The following is a 19,012-nucleotide window of genomic DNA, read 5'->3' as shown; positions in this document are numbered from 1 at the left end:
AAATGATAAGTAGCAGTAAAGAATTATTGATTAAGGCCTAATTCCATAAATAAACTTTGTGGATTTTCGCTGTAATTACCAAATGGACCACATCGACTAAAGCCTAAGTTTTCATACAAATTAATTGATTCTGTTTGTTTAGGGCCTGTTTCAAGTCGAATAAGTGGAATTTGTTGCTCACCGGCATGATGCAATAAAATTTGCATAATACGGCGGGATAAGCCCTTTCCTCGATAGCTTGGTTTTACGTATAAACGACGAATCTCACCATATGGCGGATTTCCCTCTTGCATCACAATTGCGCCACACGCCACAATACCATCATCATTTTTTAACCCTATCGCATATACATTTGGCTCAGCGAGCTCTTCAACGCTTAACGATTGAGCTGTGGCGACTGGATATAAAGAGTTTATAAGTCGGTCTATATCGGAAAACACGTTTACTACGTCAGGATCATGTGGATTTAAATCGACTAACTGCATAAAACTCCCATTTTCAAGATGTCGTTTTTGTTAATTATGTTAACAATAGTATAGGATCCTCAGCGGATCCTCTAGTGCTGTTTTCATTATTCGTTTTTATAGGTACTTTCAGACCCCGCACCGTACCGCTTAGTTCAACACAGCATAACTTAAAAACACTTTGTTACGGAAAAGAGCTGTTCAAACACGTTGAAAATCTTATACTGCTGACAATAAGTAATTATGTGAGGTTATCTCGTGCAGTTTACTCAAGGTATGGAATACTTTTTTTCTGGCTTTAAACTTATTAGCCAAAAAGGGCTAAAACGTTTTGTACTTATTCCTTTATTAATCAATATTGTGCTCTTTGGTAGTTCATTATTTTTTTTATATGGCTGGCTAACTGACGGCTTCGCTTATATGAATTCACTACTTCCAGAATGGCTAAGTTGGTTAGAGTGGTTAATGTGGCCGATTGCCGTATTGGTTATTTTATTTAGTTACAGCATGCTCTTTACCGTGATTACTAACTTTATTGCTGCGCCATTTAATGGTGTACTCAGTGAAAAAGTCGAGCTGTATTTAACGGGTCAAAAAGTCAATGATGATGGCATTTTAGATACCATGAAAGATGTGCCACGCATGCTTGGCCGAGAATGGACAAAGCTTTGCTATTATCTACCAAGAGCGATAGGGTTTTTCATTTTACTATGGCTTTTACCTGTTATCGGCCAATTGCTTTGGATACTTTTTACTTGCTGGATGTACGCGGTTCAGTACGAAGATTATGCATTCGACAATCATAAAGTAAGCTTTAAAGAGATGAAGGATGATTTAAAAGAAAAGCAAACACTCTCTTACGGCTTTGGCTTAGCGGTCATGATTCTGACCGCCATTCCTTTTGTTAACTTAATTGTTATGCCTGTCGCTGTGTGCGGTGGCACGCGCTTGTGGGTGGAAAATTACCGCAGCAAATATCGCCATTAATCCGCATTAAAAAGCCAGTGGGTATGAAACCTACTGGCTTTTTAAAACACTGTAATGCAACTTTACAGATAAAGGCTCTGACAGCGCAAAATCAGCCCGTGGCTCTTCAAACTTTGTTATTACTGCCTCATAACGACTCCGCCCCATAGTCACCTCAAAAGGCTGCTCAAGCTTAGTGATAATTTTAATGTCGGCGTGCTTATTTTCTAACTGTATTAAGCCATCTTCTCGACTACGAACCAACAAAAATTGGGCCCCCATTTCAAAAACGAGTCTCGCTTTATGGGCTTTTCTGTTCTGCGCTCGCCACTGTCCTTGCTGATAGATAGTACTTAGCTCTGTAACACCGTCAGGCTCGTAGAGTCGCTCTTTTTTTATCTCACACGTATCACAACCTTTAATACGCTCAGCCTGCCAGTTAACTGGATAACCGTTATAATTCAAGCGTGTTGTCATCTGCCAGTGCGAATTATTTGCAGGACCACACGCTTGCAAACTCACCAAGATAATTGCAAAAATTAGCCTCTTCATTGCTCAGCAGCCGCTTTTCGCACAGCTTGAATTTCATCGAGTATAAATAATGGCGGCGCTTCTTCTTTAATAATCCGCTGACGAATAGATGTGTTTGCGTTATTCACAGTGTTTAACTCTGTGAAATCTAAACCAAATCGATTACCAGAAAAATAACTGTAAAAACGAAGATCTATTAATGACCACTCATCAACATCGTTTAATACACTCGTGCTTGCATCGTCATTGGTATCCTGACTAAGTGTTTCTGTCAGGTTAAGATTACAATTATAATCGACAGCAACAGAGCCTGGGTAACCCAAACCATTTGCTTCCTCGATGGAGGTTTCATCCAAAGGTGCACCTAAACCATGCGAAAAAGACATAACAAAACTCTCAGGTGAACCCAATGGACCGTTTACCAACTCAGACGTTTCTACACCACAATTTGGGTTTGTTCTGTATCGGCTTGAGTAGTAGCGATCTCCTTCGTTATTGCCGATGGTTGGCAAGCCCCGAAGTTGGTATAAGTAGTTCATAATACTTAAATGGTTTGGCTTGTAGTTAATACTGTTATTGCCACCATGCTCTAAACCAAGGTTATGTCCGAGTTCATGCATTATCGTTGAAGCTTGATAGTTGTAAGTCAGATTACGTGAAGCTTCATTATCAAGTGATAGGCCCCAGTTACCAAATGTTATCATTAAATCGTTGCCATTTACTTCAGCCAGCCCCGCAGGACCAACACTTCCATCCTCATTAAGGCTACTTGCCATCAACATATAATGAAAAATCGGTTTGCGGCGCATATCAAAATTAGCCATTTTATAATGGAACAAACCTTCTACACCTGCATTGAAATTATAAGGCGTATAGGGGCGGAATATAACTTGTTCACCGCCACCTAAATCATAATTTTCAACTGACATACCTGTTGCTTGGTGATACAAGTCCCCAACATCAAAGTGAACAACAATATTCTCAGCAGCAAATGACGAGATAACTTTTTCAAGGGCTATCCTTTGCGGAATAATGCCTGCATCACTACTGTCCATATAGTCTACTTCAACAAAAAGATCTTTTTGATTAACTCTCGCTCCCCAATCATATAGTGGAAGTCCCGCAAAGCTTGAGCCAGGCAGCTCCGCGCAATCGGGTATACCGTCTTGATCAAGGTCGTCTTCACAGGTTAAATCATTAGCACCAGCAGGTGTTGTGAAGAGGCTATAAATCCAATCTGAAGGGGTATCTGTATCGGTACTGTCTTTATAACGCTTAATACTTGAGCCTGTTATATTATTTATACTTGGGGCTGCGCCAGTTGACCAATGCGCTGGCGAAGTAGGCTCTGTGGTATCATTGCCAAATCTGACAAAATCGATGGTGGTTGTTTCATCACCCGAAAGAAGTTCAATAAAACCATTCACAAACCAATATGGGCGAATCGTAGAGCCCGCTTCACCAATAAATGCGATGTATTTATTTTGCTCTGCTGCATCATAGAAAAGTTCGTCGCCAAAGCGACTATGGATAATCGCATACTCACCAACCTCTATTAATTGATTAGGTAGGTTAAAAATGGTTGATGAGGTTATGCTTCCATCACTCGAATTTCGGCTCTTTGTTCTAACCTTATAATCGGCTAAATTGATGTCACTGCCAGTGCCATTGTAGACTTCAAACCAAGGAGCATCTGTTCCAAAGCGAATTGCAACCACCTCCGTAATTACTAAGTCACCACTGCCAGTGCTAAATTCAGTTATTTCTTGCGCATTGATGGCAGTATCATCAAAATTGACTAAATCTTCTGTTACTCGCAATTTATACGTTCTATTTTGCTGTAGTGCTGGTGAAAACGTCACGCCATTAAAATAGGTATTGGTATCTGACTCTGGACCGGACAAATTCAAAGAGGAAATTGCCAAGCAAGAACTAAAATCATCATCCGATAATTGCAACGAGCCTACACACCCCCCTGCCGTTTCATTCACTGATAAGCTGCTGGTTTTCATCACATCAGAAAAATCAATCGATAAACTTGCGTTTACGCTCACAGCTTGGCTGTTATTTTGCGGATTAACATTGATAATTGTCGCAGCAGTGCTATCTATAATTGCTACATTGATCGTTGCTTGTGTCGTGGCAATGCCATCCGACACACTCACGCTAATGGGTGCCTGCGAAATACGGTTAATCGCAGGTGTATATTGGTAAGTAAAACTCGCTGCATCAACAACTGTTATCGTAGCACCATCAAGGTCTGATGCAAAACTCACCGTCAGCTCGTCATTATCTGGATCTTGAACGTTAAGTGTGAACTCACTGCTTTGGTTAAACTCTGAGACAAAGTTAGTATCGTTAAGGATTGGTGCTTTATTAACATTCACAATCATAAAAGTGATCGGCAGCTCAGACGATGCTCCCCTGTCATCCGTTGCTGTAACTAAAAACTCCACTTCACTCGTGCTTGGTACTTCTGGTGCTGTAAAATTGATTATCTGGCCAGTTTGTGTAAAGTTAATAACAGGGCCACGCAGCTGCTGCCATTCAATCGATACAATACTGCCATCACTATCTACAGCACTTACTTGGATTGATACTTCACTCAATTCAGTAATATCAGCTATCGGTTCACTACTAATTATAGGTGCCGCATTGGTATCATTTTGAATATTAATCGTATAATTTGCCGAGGCCGAGGCCCCATCATTATCAGTTACCATCACCTGAAAAGTAATCGTCGTATCACTTTCAACATCTGGCGCAGTAAAGTTAAGTACAGCAGCGTTAAAAGTGAAAATGCTGGTTGGCCCTTGTGTTTGTGACCAGCTGTAATTTGCAATAGTGCCATCTGAGTCTGTGGCTGTTGCGCTAAGGGAACTTATTTGCCCTTCTTGGAGGTTTTGCTCTCCCGAAATTGAAACCTGAGGAGATTGATTGGTTGTGGGAGCTGGGGTAGTTGGCGTATCACTATCACCGCCGCCGCCCCCACAGGCTGTTAAGAAAATGGGAAATAAAGCATACAAGCAGAGCGTTAATCGTTTATTACCCATTTTCTATCCTCTCTTTAACTGTATAAGCTTTGCGGCACCTTAATGACATTTAAATGTACAGTCACTTCTTCACGATCATGATACAGATGCTTCGCTTGGAGTTCATAACTTACGCCGTATTTTTCAAGCTCTTCTTTAATCAACTTCAAGCATTCATAGACACTGTCAAAGCGCTTTTTCATTGGTAATTTCAGATTAAAAATAAGCTCTTTTGCGTAGGCATTTACCGCCCAATCAATCATAAGATTAGTAACTTTCACTGGCTTTTCCACCATATCGCAAACTAACCAGCTAATATTCCGCTTTTCGGGACGATACTTAAAACCATCAACACGGAAATGCTTAACTTGTCCCGTTTCCATTAGTTCATCATTCATTGGCCCATTATCGATAGCACTCACAAACATGCCGCGACGTACCAATTGATAAGTCCAACCACCTGGGCAAGCACCTAAATCAACACCTCGCATCCCCGCTTGCACACGATCCTCAGCTTCATGAGGTGGAATAAATACATTAAACGCTTCATCTAACTTGAGTGTAGAACGGCTTGGTGCATCACTTGGCATACGTAAACGTGGTATCCCCATAAAAAAGGGCGAGTTATTGAATGTATATGAATAACCAACGTAAGCAGAATCATTTGTTAAAAACGCAACATGCATAACGGGCTTTTTATCTGCCAACTGGCGTGTCACCTTCGAGCGCTTTTCAAGTGTTTTTTTAAGGGGAGTAGATATCTTCTTACAAAATTTAGATAGCTCTTTCCCCTCATTGGTATCGGGTGTTTCTACGCGTAAGTCTCCACATTCAGGAAAATCAACGGCAGCATCAACAATAGCACTAACACGATCTTCAAGTGGCATATTATCCACTAAGATGCCAGTAAACCATTGACGCGCGAAAACCATATTTTTGAAATCTACTTTTTTAATGATTTCATCGCCGTGGCTCGCATCAAAACATTCGTAAACAACAATCCCTGTATTTGGTTTCGTTTTTACGTAACCTGCAAATCCTTGTTCAGCAGCTTGAAAAGTAATTTCAGCAGCGGCATCATTTTCAAAACCACTGCGACAATAAATAACTACACTCGACATAGATAACCCTTAAAACTTATATCGTGCGGCTTGAACTAACAAAATAGCCCAACCAATAATAAAACAAACGCCGCCAATCGGGGTGATAGGGCCCAGCCATTTCATGCCCGTTAATGCGAGTAAATACAAACTACCGCTAAATAACACTGTACCCGCGATAAAAAAGCCACCAGCCCAATTTAAGTTGATGCCCCACTTTATTAATATCGCAATGGCAATTAAAGCAAGACCATGGACCATTTGATACTCAGCAGCCGTTTTAAAAATCCCAGTTGCGTATTCTGAAACACGGCTTTTTAAACCATGCGCAGCAAAGGCACCAAGCATCACCGAAAGCATGCAAAATAAGCTGCCAATCATTAAATAGAGTTTGATCATTGCTCATCTCCTGCCACTAAATTCATAATAAACTGTGCTGCATAATCCGCAGCTAGTTGTAAGTTTTCTTGTTCTGTAATACCACTTTTTTTACGTGGCTTTAATGAGTGGTCGCCATCTTTGAGAAATTTGATTTCTGGCGGGTTAACCACTTCAAGCTCAGCGAGTTCTTGCTGGTTACCAAACGTGTCTCGCTCCCCCTGCAGCACTAAAAACGGACATGGTACATCTGCAAAATGGTCTGTGCGACGTTTTTCAGGTTTACCCGGTGGGTGAAACGGATACCCAAAAGCCACAACACCAGCGACTTTTGGAATGTTCTGTTCAGTACACAACATTGAAGCCATTCTGCCCCCCATCGATTTGCCGCCAATAAATAGCGGCAATTCAGACTGACGCTCAGCTAAAACTTCTGCAAAATATGCAAGCAGCTTGGGGGCTCGATCTGGCGGTCTGCGTTTGCCAGTCTCTTTGGCAATTTGCATGTATTGGAAATCAAATAACGCCACATCAATACCTTGCTGACTAATGAGCTTCGCCATTGTTTGCATAAACTCGCTATCGCTGCCTGCACCGGCACCATGAGCAAATATAAATTGTGCACAGGCTCTATTACCTGTGCTTTTAAACCACTGCAACATGTTAATACTCTTGTTCTTGTTCAACTAGACTCAGCATCCAATCTTTAAATGAAACTATTTTGCCTAGCTCTGTTTGAGACTCTCTTATAACTAAATAGTAGGCATTTTTACTGACCATAGCGTGACTAAATGGAATAACCAAACGCCCTGCATCAATATCAGGTTTAGCAAGCACGCTATTACCTATTGCCACACCTTGACCATGAACCGCTGCCTGTAAAACCATTGATGAATGACTAAAGATCGGGCCCTGATTAACTTGCACATTACGCACACCCGCCGTTTTCATCCACGTTTTCCAATTTTTACGAGTCGTATCATGAAGCAATGTGTGATTCGCCAAGTCACTTGGTTGATCAAGTGGTTTAGGACCGGTTAACAGCAAAGGGCTACATAGAGGCACAAGGTATTCAGTATGAAGCTTATAAGTTTGCACCCCACTCCAATGGCCACGGCCATAGTAGATGGCAATATCGACATCATCCGACAGAGAATTCTCGTCCTGATCCTGTGCTTTAATCCGTACATCTATCTCAGGATGTAACTCATTAAATAAACTAAGCCTTGGTACCAACCATTGAATTGCAAAACTTGGTGTCAAACTTACCGTTAAAGAGCCTTTAGCTCCTCTTGCTAGTAGTTTTTCTGTAGCATCAATTAGTTGAGTAAAAATCTCTTTAATATCTAAAAAGTAGCCCTGGCCTTCTTCGGTTAATAGTAAAGAGCGATTTTTACGCAGGAAGAGTTTTAAACCCAAATGTTCTTCAAGGGTTTTAATTTGATGACTAACGGCAGCTTGGGTTACATAAAGCTCTTCCGCAGCTTTGGTGAAGCTTAAGTGGCGTGCAGCAGCTTCGAATGCTTTTAATGCATTTAATGGAGGTAAACGACGAGACATAAACACCAAGCTTAGAATTAGTTTTTCTTATGCATCGATTATAGCGACACAAATAAAAAAAGGCGACCATAGTCGCCTTCTCATCAACTAATTAAATATTACAAGTCATTGGCACTGGTATCTAATGGTGCAAAGCTTTTAATAAGCTCATCCACAGCTTTCATTTGTGTTAAGTAGCCTTCTAGCTTACTTAATGCAAGTGCACAAGGGCCATCACATTTTGCTTCATTTGGGTTAGGGTGCGCTTCAATGAAAAGACCCGCAAGGCCTAGTGCCATGCCACTACGCGCAAGCTCTGCCGCCTGAGCGCGACGCCCATCCGCCGAGTCAGCACGACCACCTGGGCGTTGCAATGCATGCGTAGCATCAAAAATAACTGGTGCCATTGGCTTCATATCATCCATACCTAGCATATCAACCACTAGGTTGTTATAACCAAAGCTAGTGCCGCGCTCGCATAATGCAACATTGTTATTACCTGCATCATTAAATTTCTTAATGATATGGCGCATTTCGTGCGGTGCTAAAAACTGTGGTTTTTTCACATTGATAATGGCACCTGTTTTTGCCATAGCAACTACTAGGTCAGTTTGGCGGGCAAGGAATGCTGGCAACTGAATAATATCAACCACCTCAGCAACTGGTGCTGCTTGATGTGGTTCGTGTACATCAGTAATAAGTGGCACATTAAAAGTAGATTTAATCTCTTCAAAGATTTTTAAGCCCTCTTCCATACCTGGACCACGATATGAATTAATTGACGAGCGATTCGCTTTATCAAAAGAGGCTTTAAATACATATGGGATGTTCAGCTTTGAAGTTACTTCAACATAATGCTCCGCAATACGCATTGCTAAATCACGTGATTCAAGTACATTCATACCACCAAACAACACAAATGGTTTGTTGTTTGCTAATTCAATCTCGTTAATTTTAATTAACTGGTTGTTCATTTCTATTCCTTAAGGTGAAACAGCTTGTAGCATTAAACCACAAATATAAGCCATGTAAGTACCTACACCATAGCCCAAAACCGCAAGTAACACACCAACCGGTGCCAGCGATGGATGGAACGCAGAGGCAACCACAGGTGCTGATGCAGCACCACCAACATTAGCTTGTGAACCCACAGCCATATAAAACAGCGGCGCTTTGATTAATTTAGCCACAATCAACATCAAGCTTGCATGTGTTAGCATCCAAATCACACCTAGTACAAAGTACATAGGCGAGTCGAAAATAGCGGTAATATTCATATGTAAGCCAATCGAGGCCACAAGAATATATAAAAAGCTTGATGCAACCTTTGAGGCGCCAAATGCTTCAATATGGCGAACTTTAGTAAACGATAAACTAATCCCGATAGTGGTCGAGATCACGATTAACCAAAAGAACTTGCTATTTAAACTATACTCCTGTGCCCAAGGGAAGTTAGCACCGAAGTACGGGCCTAAAAAGTCAGCACAAAAATGCGCAAGACCTGTAATACCAAAGGCTATCGCAATAATCGTCATATAATCATTGAGCGTTGGCATACGTGCATGCTCAGCGTGATACTTTTCTACGCGCTCTTTTAGATCTTCAATTGCACGGGTATCAGCCCCTGTTTTAGCATCAATCGCTTTATGATTAGCCGCCATGAGTAGTAATACAGCCATCCATAAGTTCGCCACAATGACATCAACAGTCACCATAGCCGAGAATATATCACCGCCTACTTCGAACATCTCTTTCATAGAGGCTTGGTTAGCACCGCCACCAATCCAGCTGCCCGCAATGGTTGTCATGCCACGCCATACGGCATCAGGACCATGTCCGCCAACCGCTTCAGGATAAACGGCGCTCATCACTAAAATGGCAAGAGGTCCGCCAATAACGATACCCATGGTCCCCGTTAAAAACATGATCAACGCTTTCGGGCCTAAGTTTAAGATAGCCTTTAAGTCGATACTGATGGTTAATAAAATTAAACAGGCTGGAAGTAAATAGCGGGATGCCACGTAGTAAACGTTTGATGAATGACCATCAACAATTCCAAAGGTATTTAATAATGATGGCAAAAAGTAGCAAAGCAGTAAAGCGGGGACGTATTTATAAAATTTTTGGCATGCTGCATTGTTACTATGCGAGGTTCTAAAAACAAACCCTAAAATAACGGCGAGTAAACCAAGTACGACTGCGTCATTGGTAATTAGCGCACTGTGGGCGTCAGTCATAAGTGTTCCTTAAAACTAGTGGTGTGTATTATTGTTGTCTTCTATTTCAGCAATCTGGTGCTGAATAATATCGATAGCGGGATCATCTGGGCATTCATTAACAAAATACTGTAGATCATCTCTGGCCATTTTAGGGCAATCTAACTGATTAAGTAGATAGCCACGGTCACGACGCTCATAAGGATCATCGCCTAATAATTCCATCAGCATGTCAACGCAGTGTAGCGCATGACCAAATTTACTTTCGCTAATGAATGACCATTTTTGCTGAGCTAAGTAAAGCTTATATATCTCTTCATCAAACACCAGTTCAAGCGGCTCTTGCTCATCGCCATTCTCTTCACTGGCATTTTCAGGAATGATATACCAACTTTGCTGGCCTGTGCTTGGCTCTATGAGATACCCTTCTTCATCACTTATGGCAACATGCACCTGCACTTCACCTTGACTTAAGGTCACTGAAGCATCCAAGTTAGCATGTTGTAATAAGTGACACAGTAAAATAGCCAATGTTGTTTGCGTACCACTGCGCATCGTAACCGTATAGCTAAAGCTATTTAAGGTGTATTCGGGTACTTTCAAGCTAGAAGCACTGAAAAGCCATTGTTGATAAAAGATATCCAAGAGTTTATCTAAGCGTTCATGAGGCTCTTTATGTTCAACACAAAGTACTGAAACCGTATGCTCAAATTCATTGAGTAGTTCATAACAAGCAGTTAGATCTACTTGTGTATCCCACTTTAATTCAGCATCAATACAACGATAAAGCACTTTAGAAGAAAATGCATCGTAGGCCTCATCTTGATAGGATTCATTTTGATCTTCAAACCAAGGGGTGGTCATTTATACTGCAACATCTCTTTCAAAAACGAGGTGCTAGTTTACCTACTTTTGCCCTAAGTTACCAATACTGAACGATGAGATATAAAAAAGCGGTACGACGGCACTCGCCATCAAAATACCGCTCAGAGATTCTTAGAGAAGAAGTGCAGTTTTAGCCGAAGCTAAATAACCAATTGCTAATAAAATGAAGGTGGTTATAGCAAGCAATACCACTTTCGCAGTCTGTGCGCTTTGCTTTGCAGCCACAACACCTAGTACGATATAAGCAATAACAAGTATAATTTTTTCTAATAACCATGATTGCTCTAATGGGTTAAATCCTGCCATCACGATTAACGCAACTGCAGAAACAAGCAGCAATGTATCAATGCTATGACTTCCAATGAACACCACTTTATTTTTTGCAAGTGCGCCCGTTTTTAAACGTGAAAAAGAACGAACGTAAAATAGTACAATACTCAACACGGCAAATAACATGTGAGTATGTTTTACTGCTAAATAATCCATATGCCCCAATACTACTTTGTTTAATTAATCTGGATAACGTACGAGTACGTCTTCTATTTCTTTAACGCGTTGATTAAACACTTCTATTAACTTAGGGTCAAATTGTTTGCCCTGTTGTGCATTAATTTCCTTTACAACATCTTCAAGTGACCACGCCTCTTTGTAGCAGCGTTTATGACGTAGTGCATCATACACATCGGCTAATGCGGCAATACGCCCAGCAATAGGAATCTCTTCACCTTTCAAGCCCTTAGGGTAACCTGTTCCATCCCAACGTTCATGATGAGATAGCGCAATTATGGCCCCAGTATTAACGATGTCACGATTCGAGCCCTTTAGGATTAAATGACCTTTTTCAGCATGTTGCTGCATAATAGCCCACTCTTCGTCTGTTAGCGGGCCAGGTTTATTTAAAATGGCATCAGGAATACCTACTTTACCCACATCATGCAGCGGTGCAGCTAAGCGAATAAGTTCAGCTTCGCGTTTAGATAATCCATATCCCATCGCCAGCTCATAACAGATATGCGAAACACGTTTTACATGGTTACCCGTTTCAGTTGAACGCTGCTCTAGAGCTTCACTGAGTCTAAACACAAGCTCTTGTTGTGTCGCCTCAATTTCAGCTTGAAGCTGTACATTCTCATACGCCAATTGAACATTTTGCGAAAAAATTTCAATCAAATGGCGTTGTGTATCAGTTAAATGTTTAGGGATACCCGAGATAAACAACATAGAATTATGGTTAAACTCACTGCTGCAATAGGCAAATAAATAATTATCACGATAGACAATCGTTTTATCTCTTAGAGCTTGTTGGCAGGCATTGAGCTGTTCATCAGTGAGCACTTCTTCAATTGCTTTACCTTCGCTGCGCTCAAACTCCCCCCGACCGGAAAAAACCACCAGCTTTTTTTGATTATCAAGAGGGTTACTCGCAACTAAGCTTGTCGCATACATAGCTTGCTCAACAGTGCCTAACAAAGATGTAAGTTGCTGCATTACACCTTCAATAAAGTGCTCTAGCGAATGGGTAGAAAAAATATCGCGTGATGCTTTAATTATTTTTTCGAGACCCTGACGTGATTGCTCAATCGATAAAATATCGCGATAAGAGCGTAAGCTTGACATCACCACCGTAAACAATTTTTGTGCGGTCAGCTCAGTTTTCGATTTGTAATCATTAATATCATAATTAACAATAACTTGTCGTTCAGGTGCTTGGCCTGGTTGACCCGTTCTCAAGATAATACGAATATGATTATTCTTCGCAGTTTCACGGATATATTTAGCGACTTTAAGCCCCGCATCATCCGTTTCCATAACAACATCAAGTAAAACTATAGCTGCATCAGGGTGCTGTTCAATAACTTGCTTGGCTTCTTCTCCTGAATAGGCACTGATAAACTCAAGGCGTTTGTCTTGGAATTCAAAGTCACTGAGCGCAAGCTTTGTTACGGCATGTACTTCTGGCTCATCATCAACAACGATGACTTTCCAACTACCTTGAACCACCTCACTGACTTCATCAAGTGCTTCATCCGAAAACAAAAATTCATCCATTGTTTGGGATCCTCAAAGGCTATGTGTGCCCAGCAAAGCTTATTATTTATGAGCCCACTGCGCTAACGTTACACGGTCATTACCGCCAAGATCTTTTACTGTAAGTATATGGCTATACGACATTTGTGCAAAAAATTCTTGGACTTTCACACTTTGTTGGTAACCATGTTCAATTAAAAGATAGCCATTTGTTGTCAAATAGTCACGCGCGATAGTAATAATTTGTTTAATATCAGCCATGCCGTCGTCATCGGCTACTAATGCTGATAATGGCTCAAAACGCACATCACCTTGGCTTAAGTGCTCATCATCGTGTTCGATATAGGGGGGGTTGCTGACAATTAGGTCAAACTTTTCTTTTTTAACCGCACTAAACCAATTGCTCAAAGCAAAAGTGACATTGTTAATATCGAGTCGCTGTTGGTTTTCTTGGGCTAATGCGACGGCATCAGCCACTCTATCTACCCCTGTCACCTGCCAATTTGGCATTTCGCTGGCCAGCGCAAGTGCTATAGCGCCTGTACCTGTGCCCAAATCAAGCACATTTGCATCAGCGGGCAGCTCAAGACCTAAAGCGTATTCAACTAACGTTTCGGTATCAGGTCGTGGAATCAAGGTTGTTGGGTTTACCTTAAGTGGAAGGCTCCAAAATTCACGAAAACCGACAATATGCGCGACAGGTTCACCCTTTAAGCGGCGTTGGCATGCCTGTTCAAAATCGAGCTGTTGCTGTTCGGTAAGGTGTTTTTCTGGCCAAGTGAATAAGTAACTACGCGGTTTATTCAGGATGGATAATAACAGGACTTGGGCGTCTAATTTCGCACTGTCGCTGCTAGGCGTTAGTAACGCCGTCGCAGCAACCAGTGCTTGCTCTATGCTTTGTGGCACGATTATTCATCGCCCATCGCAGCGAGTAAGTCAGCTTGATGTTCTTGCATAAGTGGTTCGATTACACTGCCTAAATCACCTGCAACCACTTCATTCAAACGATAGAGAGTTAAGTTAATACGGTGATCGGTAATACGGCCTTGCGGGTAGTTATAAGTACGAATGCGCTCAGAACGGTCACCACTACCAACTAAGTTACGACGCTCAGATGCCTCTGCAGCTTGGCGTTTTTCGTCTTCAGCTTGTTGCAAGCGAGCGCCAAGTACTGACATCGCTTTAGCACGGTTTTTATGCTGTGAACGTTCATCCTGACACTCTACAACCACACCTGTTGGAATATGTGTGATACGGATTGCTGAGTCAGTTTTATTGACGTGCTGACCACCGGCACCCGATGCACGAAAGGTATCCACTTTAATATCCGCGGGGTTAATCTCAATTGCTTCCGCTTCAGGAATCTCGGCCATGACTGCTACAGTACAGGCTGATGTGTGAACACGGCCTTGCGATTCAGTCTCTGGTACACGTTGTACACGGTGTGCACCTGATTCAAATTTAAGCTGACCATATACACCTTCACCCGAGATATGCGCAATTACTTCTTTATAACCGCCATGCTCACCTTCGTTAGTACTTACTACTTCTACTTTCCACTTTTTGGTTTCAGCGTAGCGGCTGTACATACGGAATAAGTCACCAGCGAAGATAGCGGCTTCGTCACCACCGGTACCCGCACGAACCTCTAGGTAGACATTATTATTGTCTTTAGGGTCCTTTGGCAGCATCAGAATTTGGATTTCGTCTTCTAATGCCGTTATTTGTGCTTTTGCTTCTTTATATTCTTCTTGCGCCATTTCACGCATATCAGGGTCTGAATCTTTTAGCATTTCTTCAGCTGTCGCTACATCATCCTGTGCTTGCTGATACGCTAAAAACGCTTTAACAATTTCTTCTAACTCTGAATACTCTTTAGATAAGGTACGAAAGCGATTTTGATCGCTGATCACAGAGGGGTCGCTTAGTAGCGCTTGCACTTCCTCATAACGCTCAACTAAGGTTTCTAATTTTCTATAAACAGACTCTTTCATTTAACGACTATTCCTGATCAATACCTAACATTTTCTTTAATTGACTTAACTCAGCAGCTTCGCCATTTTTTGCTGCATCTTGAATGGCACGGGTAGGTGCGTGCATCAAGCGGTTGGTCAGTTTATTTGCCAACTCGAGTATCACTTTTTCTGCCTCTTTACCTGTTTGCAACTGGCTAAGCGCCTTTTCAACAAGTTCAGATTTTATATCTTGGACGTCATTACGATAATGACGAATTAAATCCACTGAATCCAGTGAACGCAGCCACATAACGAACTCATTCGTACGTGCACTGATAATGTCTTGTGCCTGTTCGGCAGCTTGCTCACGAGCCGCGATATTCTCGCTTACTATGGCTTGTAAGTCATCAACTGAATATAAATAAGCGGCATCAAGCTCACCTACTTGGCTTTCAATGTCACGTGGAACCGCAATATCAATAAATAGCATAGGTTTGTGGCGGCGCATTTTTAGGGCTTGCTCCACGACACCCTTACCAATAATTGGTAACGTGCTGGCGGTGGAACTTATAACAATATCTGCATCATGTAACCGCTCCGGTAGCTGAGCCAACGCGATCACATCTGCATTAACTTCGCTCGCTAAGCTCTTCGCTCGTTCAATGGTGCGGTTCGCTACGGTTATTTTTTGCGGGTCATTTTGATATAAATGCTTTGCAACAAGCTCTATAGTTTCACCCGCACCAATAAGCAGTACATTGGTTTTATCGAGTTTGCCGTAAATATGTTTGGCTAGATTAACAGCGGCATAGGCAACCGAAACTGCACTGGCACCAATGTCCGTTTCAGTTCGAACTTGTTTCGCTACCGAAAAGGTTTTTTGGAACAAACGATCGAAGGTTACGCCAATAGCATCGTGTGTTTTCGCGTTATGGTAAGCTTGTTTAATTTGCCCCAGAATTTGCGGCTCACCGAGCACCAAAGAATCAAGACCACACGACACTCGCATTAAATGGTTAATCGCTTTATCACCTTCGTAGTAATAAGTATTATTGCTCAGTTCATGTTCATCCAAACCATGAAAACCTGCTAACCAACGTAACAAGGTTTGGGAATTACGCTCAGCAAGGCTACAATAGATTTCGGTTCTGTTGCAGGTCGAAACAATAACCGCTTCATTAAAATGCGCATGACCGCTTAATTGCTGTAACGCCTCAGCCATTTGCTCAGGTGAAAACGCGACTTTTTCACGTAATTCTACGGATGCGGTTTTGTGATTTATACCAAGTGCTACGATGGTCATATGTACCAAATATTGCTAAGCCCAGCTGTAAAGGCGTTAATTTTACCAAAAATCAGCGGAATATGGAAAGTAAGGAACGTCATTTGATTAAACAATATTTGATTTTATTCATGTTTTTTTTATTTATCAGCGGTTGTGCGCAAAAAATGTCAACCGTTGATTACATTTATCCTGACTGGAAAAGCCGTTTAGAACAACAAGCTCAGTGGCAAGTACAGGGAAAAATGGCATTTATTAGCACAGAGCAGCGCCAATCTGCTAATTTAAACTGGCAACATGATGAGCTATACAGTGACATGGTACTCACCAGTTTTATTGGCACTCGTATTTTGTCTTTAAAACAAAATGCCCAAGGGGCCGAACTTGAATATGACGGTGATGTTTATACCGATCGCGATGCGGCTATGTTGTTATACCGTTTAACTGGCTTTTCGATTCCATTAGATAACGCCGCAAAGTGGCTAAAAGGCACTGTCGAAAACGACCAAGCCAGTTATGATGAGCAAGGCCGATTAAAAAATCTGATTTGGCAAGCACACAATGGCCAACAGTGGCAAATAACCTATTCAGATTACATTAAACAAGATGGCTATTGGCTTCCTGTTAAGCTAAGCCTCAAAAACCAAAAAATCCGTATAAAAATTCAACTTAATGATTGGCAGTTAAATTAATCATGACGCAAGTATCAACCGCCCCGCTAACGTTAATAGCGCCTGCAAAACTTAATTTATTTCTTCATATAAATGCGCGCCGTGATGACGGCTACCATGAGTTAGAAACCTTATTTACCTTTTTAGAGTTTGGTGATGACTTAACATTTACTGTTAACAACGAGCCAAACATTACAGTAACCGGTGATACAGACGGTATTGAGCTTGCAGATAACCTTATATATAAAGCAGCCCGTTTATTACAACAACACTGTGATTGCCAACAAGGCGCTATAATAAAGCTATTAAAACGTTTGCCAATGGGCGGCGGTGTTGGGGGTGGCTCTTCCGATGCCGCAACAACTTTGCTCGCGCTTAATAAATTATGGAACTGTCATTTATCTTTACACGAGTTAGCAAATTTAGGCGTGACCTTAGGCGCTGATGTCCCTGTGTTTATTAATGGCCACACCGCCATTGCGCACGGCATTGGTGAGCAACTTCATAACGTCGAGTTACCAAAGCGTTGGTATTGTGTGATCCACCCTGGGGAGCATGTAAGCACCGCAAAAATTTTTACTCACCCCGATTTAAAACGCGATACACCGAAACTAAAAGCAGACTGGCAAACAGAAAATTTACGCAATGATTGTGAGGCTTTAGTTAAAAAGCTCTGCCCCGAGGTTGAAAAAGCCCTGCAGTGGTTGCTAAAATACGCCCCGTCAAAGATGACTGGTACAGGCGCTTGCTGCTTTGCTGAGTTTTCAACCGAGGCACAAGCACAGCAAGTTTTAGCCGAATTACCAGAAAAATGGACGGGTTTTGTTGCAAGTAGTGCTACAATTTCTCCTGCTCATACAGCTTTAAATGCTCACTTTGAAATGAAGTAACGTACAAGTAAATGTTAACCTGCTTTGGTGCCTACCATAGCCTGTTAGTCCCAAAATTCAGTGCCTGAGGAACCCTACCGTGCCTGACATGAAGCTCTTCGCTGGTAACGCAACACCTGAGCTAGCTCAAAAAGTTGCAAAACGTTTGTATATTGAATTAGGCGATGCTGTTGTTGGCCGTTTTAGTGACGGTGAGATCAGTGTTCAAATTAATGAAAATGTTCGTGGTTCTGACGTTTTCATTGTTCAATCAACCTGTAACCCCACTAACGATAACCTGATGGAACTTATCGTTATGGTTGATGCCCTACGTCGTGCGTCTGCTGGACGTATTACCGCAGTTATTCCTTATTTTGGTTATTCGCGTCAGGACCGCCGTGTGCGCTCTGCTCGTGTACCAATCACAGCTAAAGTAGTTGCAGATTTCTTATCAAGTGTTGGTGTTGACCGCGTATTAACTGTTGACCTACACGCAGAACAAATCCAAGGTTTCTTCGACGTACCGGTTGATAACGTGTTCGGTAGCCCTGTGCTATTAGAAGACATGAAAGAGCGCGACTTCGAAGACGTCGTGGTTGTTTCTCCTGATATCGGTGGTGTTGTTCGTGCTCGTGCAATCGCGAAGCTATTAAATGACACTGACCTTGCTATCATCGATAAGCGTCGCCCACAAGCAAACGTATCACAAGTAATGCATATTATTGGTGACGTTGAAGGTCGTGACTGCATCATCGTTGATGACATGATTGATACAGGCGGTACATTATGTAAAGCAGCAGCTGCGCTTAAAGAGCATGGTGCAAAACGTGTTTTTGCTTATGCAACCCACCCAGTTCTTTCAGGTAATGCAGCACAGAACATTCGTGAATCAGTTATTGACGAAGTGATTGTTACTGACTCAATACCACTTACTGACGAGCTTAAAGCACTTGATAATATCAAAGTACTTACGCTTGCAGATATGCTTGCTGAAACAATTCGTCGTATCAGCAACGAAGAATCAATCTCTGCGATGTTTGAGCATTAATCAACAGCACATGATATTGAAAAAAGCACCATTTGGTGCTTTTTT

19 protein-coding genes are annotated in these 19,012 nt (G+C 41.8%); 4 read left to right on the top strand and 15 right to left on the bottom strand.

Translation table 11 applies throughout. The features are described from left to right. Positions 1-23: 23 nt before the first annotated feature. Positions 24-485 (bottom strand): GNAT family N-acetyltransferase, encoded by a 462-nt coding sequence (locus L3Q70_RS06345; protein ID WP_062570682.1) that lies wholly within the window; start codon positions 483-485, stop codon positions 24-26. A gap of 237 nt (positions 486-722) precedes the next feature. Between L3Q70_RS06345 and cysZ the strand changes: the two genes are divergently transcribed. Beyond that, positions 723-1,451, top strand: coding sequence for a sulfate transporter CysZ (cysZ, locus tag L3Q70_RS06340; RefSeq protein WP_062570681.1), 729 nt, complete (start codon positions 723-725; stop codon positions 1,449-1,451). Between the two features lie 30 nt (positions 1,452-1,481). Here cysZ and L3Q70_RS06335 read toward each other — a convergent pair whose 3' ends face one another. From L3Q70_RS06335 to hemA, 14 genes are all read right to left on the bottom strand, one after another. Further along, positions 1,482-1,982: a hypothetical protein gene (locus tag L3Q70_RS06335; protein WP_062570680.1), complete on the bottom strand. Its 501-nt coding sequence runs from the start codon at positions 1,980-1,982 to the stop codon at positions 1,482-1,484. Continuing rightward, complete coding sequence (locus L3Q70_RS06330) at positions 1,979-5,014, bottom strand: cadherin-like domain-containing protein (RefSeq protein ID WP_237115093.1); 3,036 nt, start codon at positions 5,012-5,014, stop codon at positions 1,979-1,981. Before L3Q70_RS06330 ends, L3Q70_RS06335 begins: the two co-directional genes overlap by 4 nt. 14 nt (positions 5,015-5,028) lie before the next feature. Then, a complete protein-coding gene (gene rlmM, locus L3Q70_RS06325; RefSeq protein WP_062570678.1) occupies positions 5,029-6,114 on the bottom strand; it encodes a 23S rRNA (cytidine(2498)-2'-O)-methyltransferase RlmM in 1,086 nt (361 codons plus the stop codon). 9 nt (positions 6,115-6,123) lie between these two features. Then, positions 6,124-6,492: a DUF423 domain-containing protein gene (locus L3Q70_RS06320; RefSeq protein WP_062570677.1), complete on the bottom strand. Its 369-nt coding sequence runs from the start codon at positions 6,490-6,492 to the stop codon at positions 6,124-6,126. Further along, positions 6,489-7,133, bottom strand: a complete 645-nt coding sequence (locus L3Q70_RS06315; protein WP_062570676.1) for an alpha/beta family hydrolase — start codon at positions 7,131-7,133, stop codon at positions 6,489-6,491. Before L3Q70_RS06315 ends, L3Q70_RS06320 begins: the two co-directional genes overlap by 4 nt. Before the next feature lies 1 nt (position 7,134). Next, positions 7,135-8,031 carry a transcriptional regulator GcvA gene (locus L3Q70_RS06310; RefSeq protein WP_062570675.1) on the bottom strand — a complete coding sequence of 299 codons (897 nt, stop codon included), beginning with the start codon at positions 8,029-8,031 and terminating at the stop codon, positions 7,135-7,137. A gap of 98 nt (positions 8,032-8,129) precedes the next feature. Further along, on the bottom strand, positions 8,130-8,984 hold the full coding sequence (kdsA, locus tag L3Q70_RS06305; protein ID WP_062570674.1) for a 3-deoxy-8-phosphooctulonate synthase: 855 nt from the start codon (positions 8,982-8,984) through the stop codon (positions 8,130-8,132). A gap of 9 nt (positions 8,985-8,993) precedes the next feature. After that, positions 8,994-10,247, bottom strand: coding sequence for a DUF819 family protein (locus tag L3Q70_RS06300; RefSeq protein WP_193988630.1), 1,254 nt, complete (start codon positions 10,245-10,247; stop codon positions 8,994-8,996). A gap of 15 nt (positions 10,248-10,262) precedes the next feature. Continuing rightward, on the bottom strand, positions 10,263-11,090 hold the full coding sequence (locus L3Q70_RS06295; RefSeq protein WP_062570672.1) for a tetratricopeptide repeat protein: 828 nt from the start codon (positions 11,088-11,090) through the stop codon (positions 10,263-10,265). Between the two features lie 132 nt (positions 11,091-11,222). Continuing rightward, positions 11,223-11,597, bottom strand: coding sequence for a SirB2 family protein (locus L3Q70_RS06290; protein ID WP_062570671.1), 375 nt, complete (start codon positions 11,595-11,597; stop codon positions 11,223-11,225). 24 nt (positions 11,598-11,621) lie between these two features. Further along, positions 11,622-13,160 carry a response regulator gene (locus L3Q70_RS06285; RefSeq protein WP_237115092.1) on the bottom strand — a complete coding sequence of 513 codons (1,539 nt, stop codon included), beginning with the start codon at positions 13,158-13,160 and terminating at the stop codon, positions 11,622-11,624. 42 nt (positions 13,161-13,202) lie between these two features. Further along, on the bottom strand, positions 13,203-14,048 hold the full coding sequence (prmC, locus tag L3Q70_RS06280) for a peptide chain release factor N(5)-glutamine methyltransferase (protein ID WP_237115091.1): 846 nt from the start codon (positions 14,046-14,048) through the stop codon (positions 13,203-13,205). 2 nt (positions 14,049-14,050) lie between these two features. Continuing rightward, positions 14,051-15,136 (bottom strand): peptide chain release factor 1, encoded by a 1,086-nt coding sequence (prfA, locus tag L3Q70_RS06275; protein ID WP_062570668.1) that lies wholly within the window; start codon positions 15,134-15,136, stop codon positions 14,051-14,053. Positions 15,137-15,143: 7 nt separating this feature from the next. Next, the gene (gene hemA, locus L3Q70_RS06270; protein ID WP_062570667.1) at positions 15,144-16,400 is read right to left on the bottom strand and encodes a glutamyl-tRNA reductase; all 1,257 of its coding nucleotides are present in this window, start codon (positions 16,398-16,400) and stop codon (positions 15,144-15,146) included. Between the two features lie 83 nt (positions 16,401-16,483). Between hemA and lolB the strand changes: the two genes are divergently transcribed. From lolB to L3Q70_RS06255, 3 genes are all read left to right on the top strand, one after another. Beyond that, entirely contained in the window at positions 16,484-17,071 is a 588-nt protein-coding gene (gene lolB / locus L3Q70_RS06265) for a lipoprotein insertase outer membrane protein LolB (protein WP_083515373.1), read from the top strand. Between the two features lie 2 nt (positions 17,072-17,073). Continuing rightward, entirely contained in the window at positions 17,074-17,940 is an 867-nt protein-coding gene (gene ispE / locus L3Q70_RS06260; protein WP_237115090.1) for a 4-(cytidine 5'-diphospho)-2-C-methyl-D-erythritol kinase, read from the top strand. 79 nt (positions 17,941-18,019) lie between these two features. Then, positions 18,020-18,967 (top strand): ribose-phosphate pyrophosphokinase, encoded by a 948-nt coding sequence (locus L3Q70_RS06255; protein WP_062570664.1) that lies wholly within the window; start codon positions 18,020-18,022, stop codon positions 18,965-18,967. Positions 18,968-19,012: the final 45 nt, after the last annotated feature.

Source organism: Pseudoalteromonas sp. CF6-2 (genome assembly GCF_021729425.1).
GTDB lineage: Bacteria > Pseudomonadota > Gammaproteobacteria > Enterobacterales > Alteromonadaceae > Pseudoalteromonas > Pseudoalteromonas arabiensis.
The sequence above is the reverse complement of the archived record's forward strand: the minus strand, read 5'-3'. Positions and strand labels throughout refer to the sequence as shown.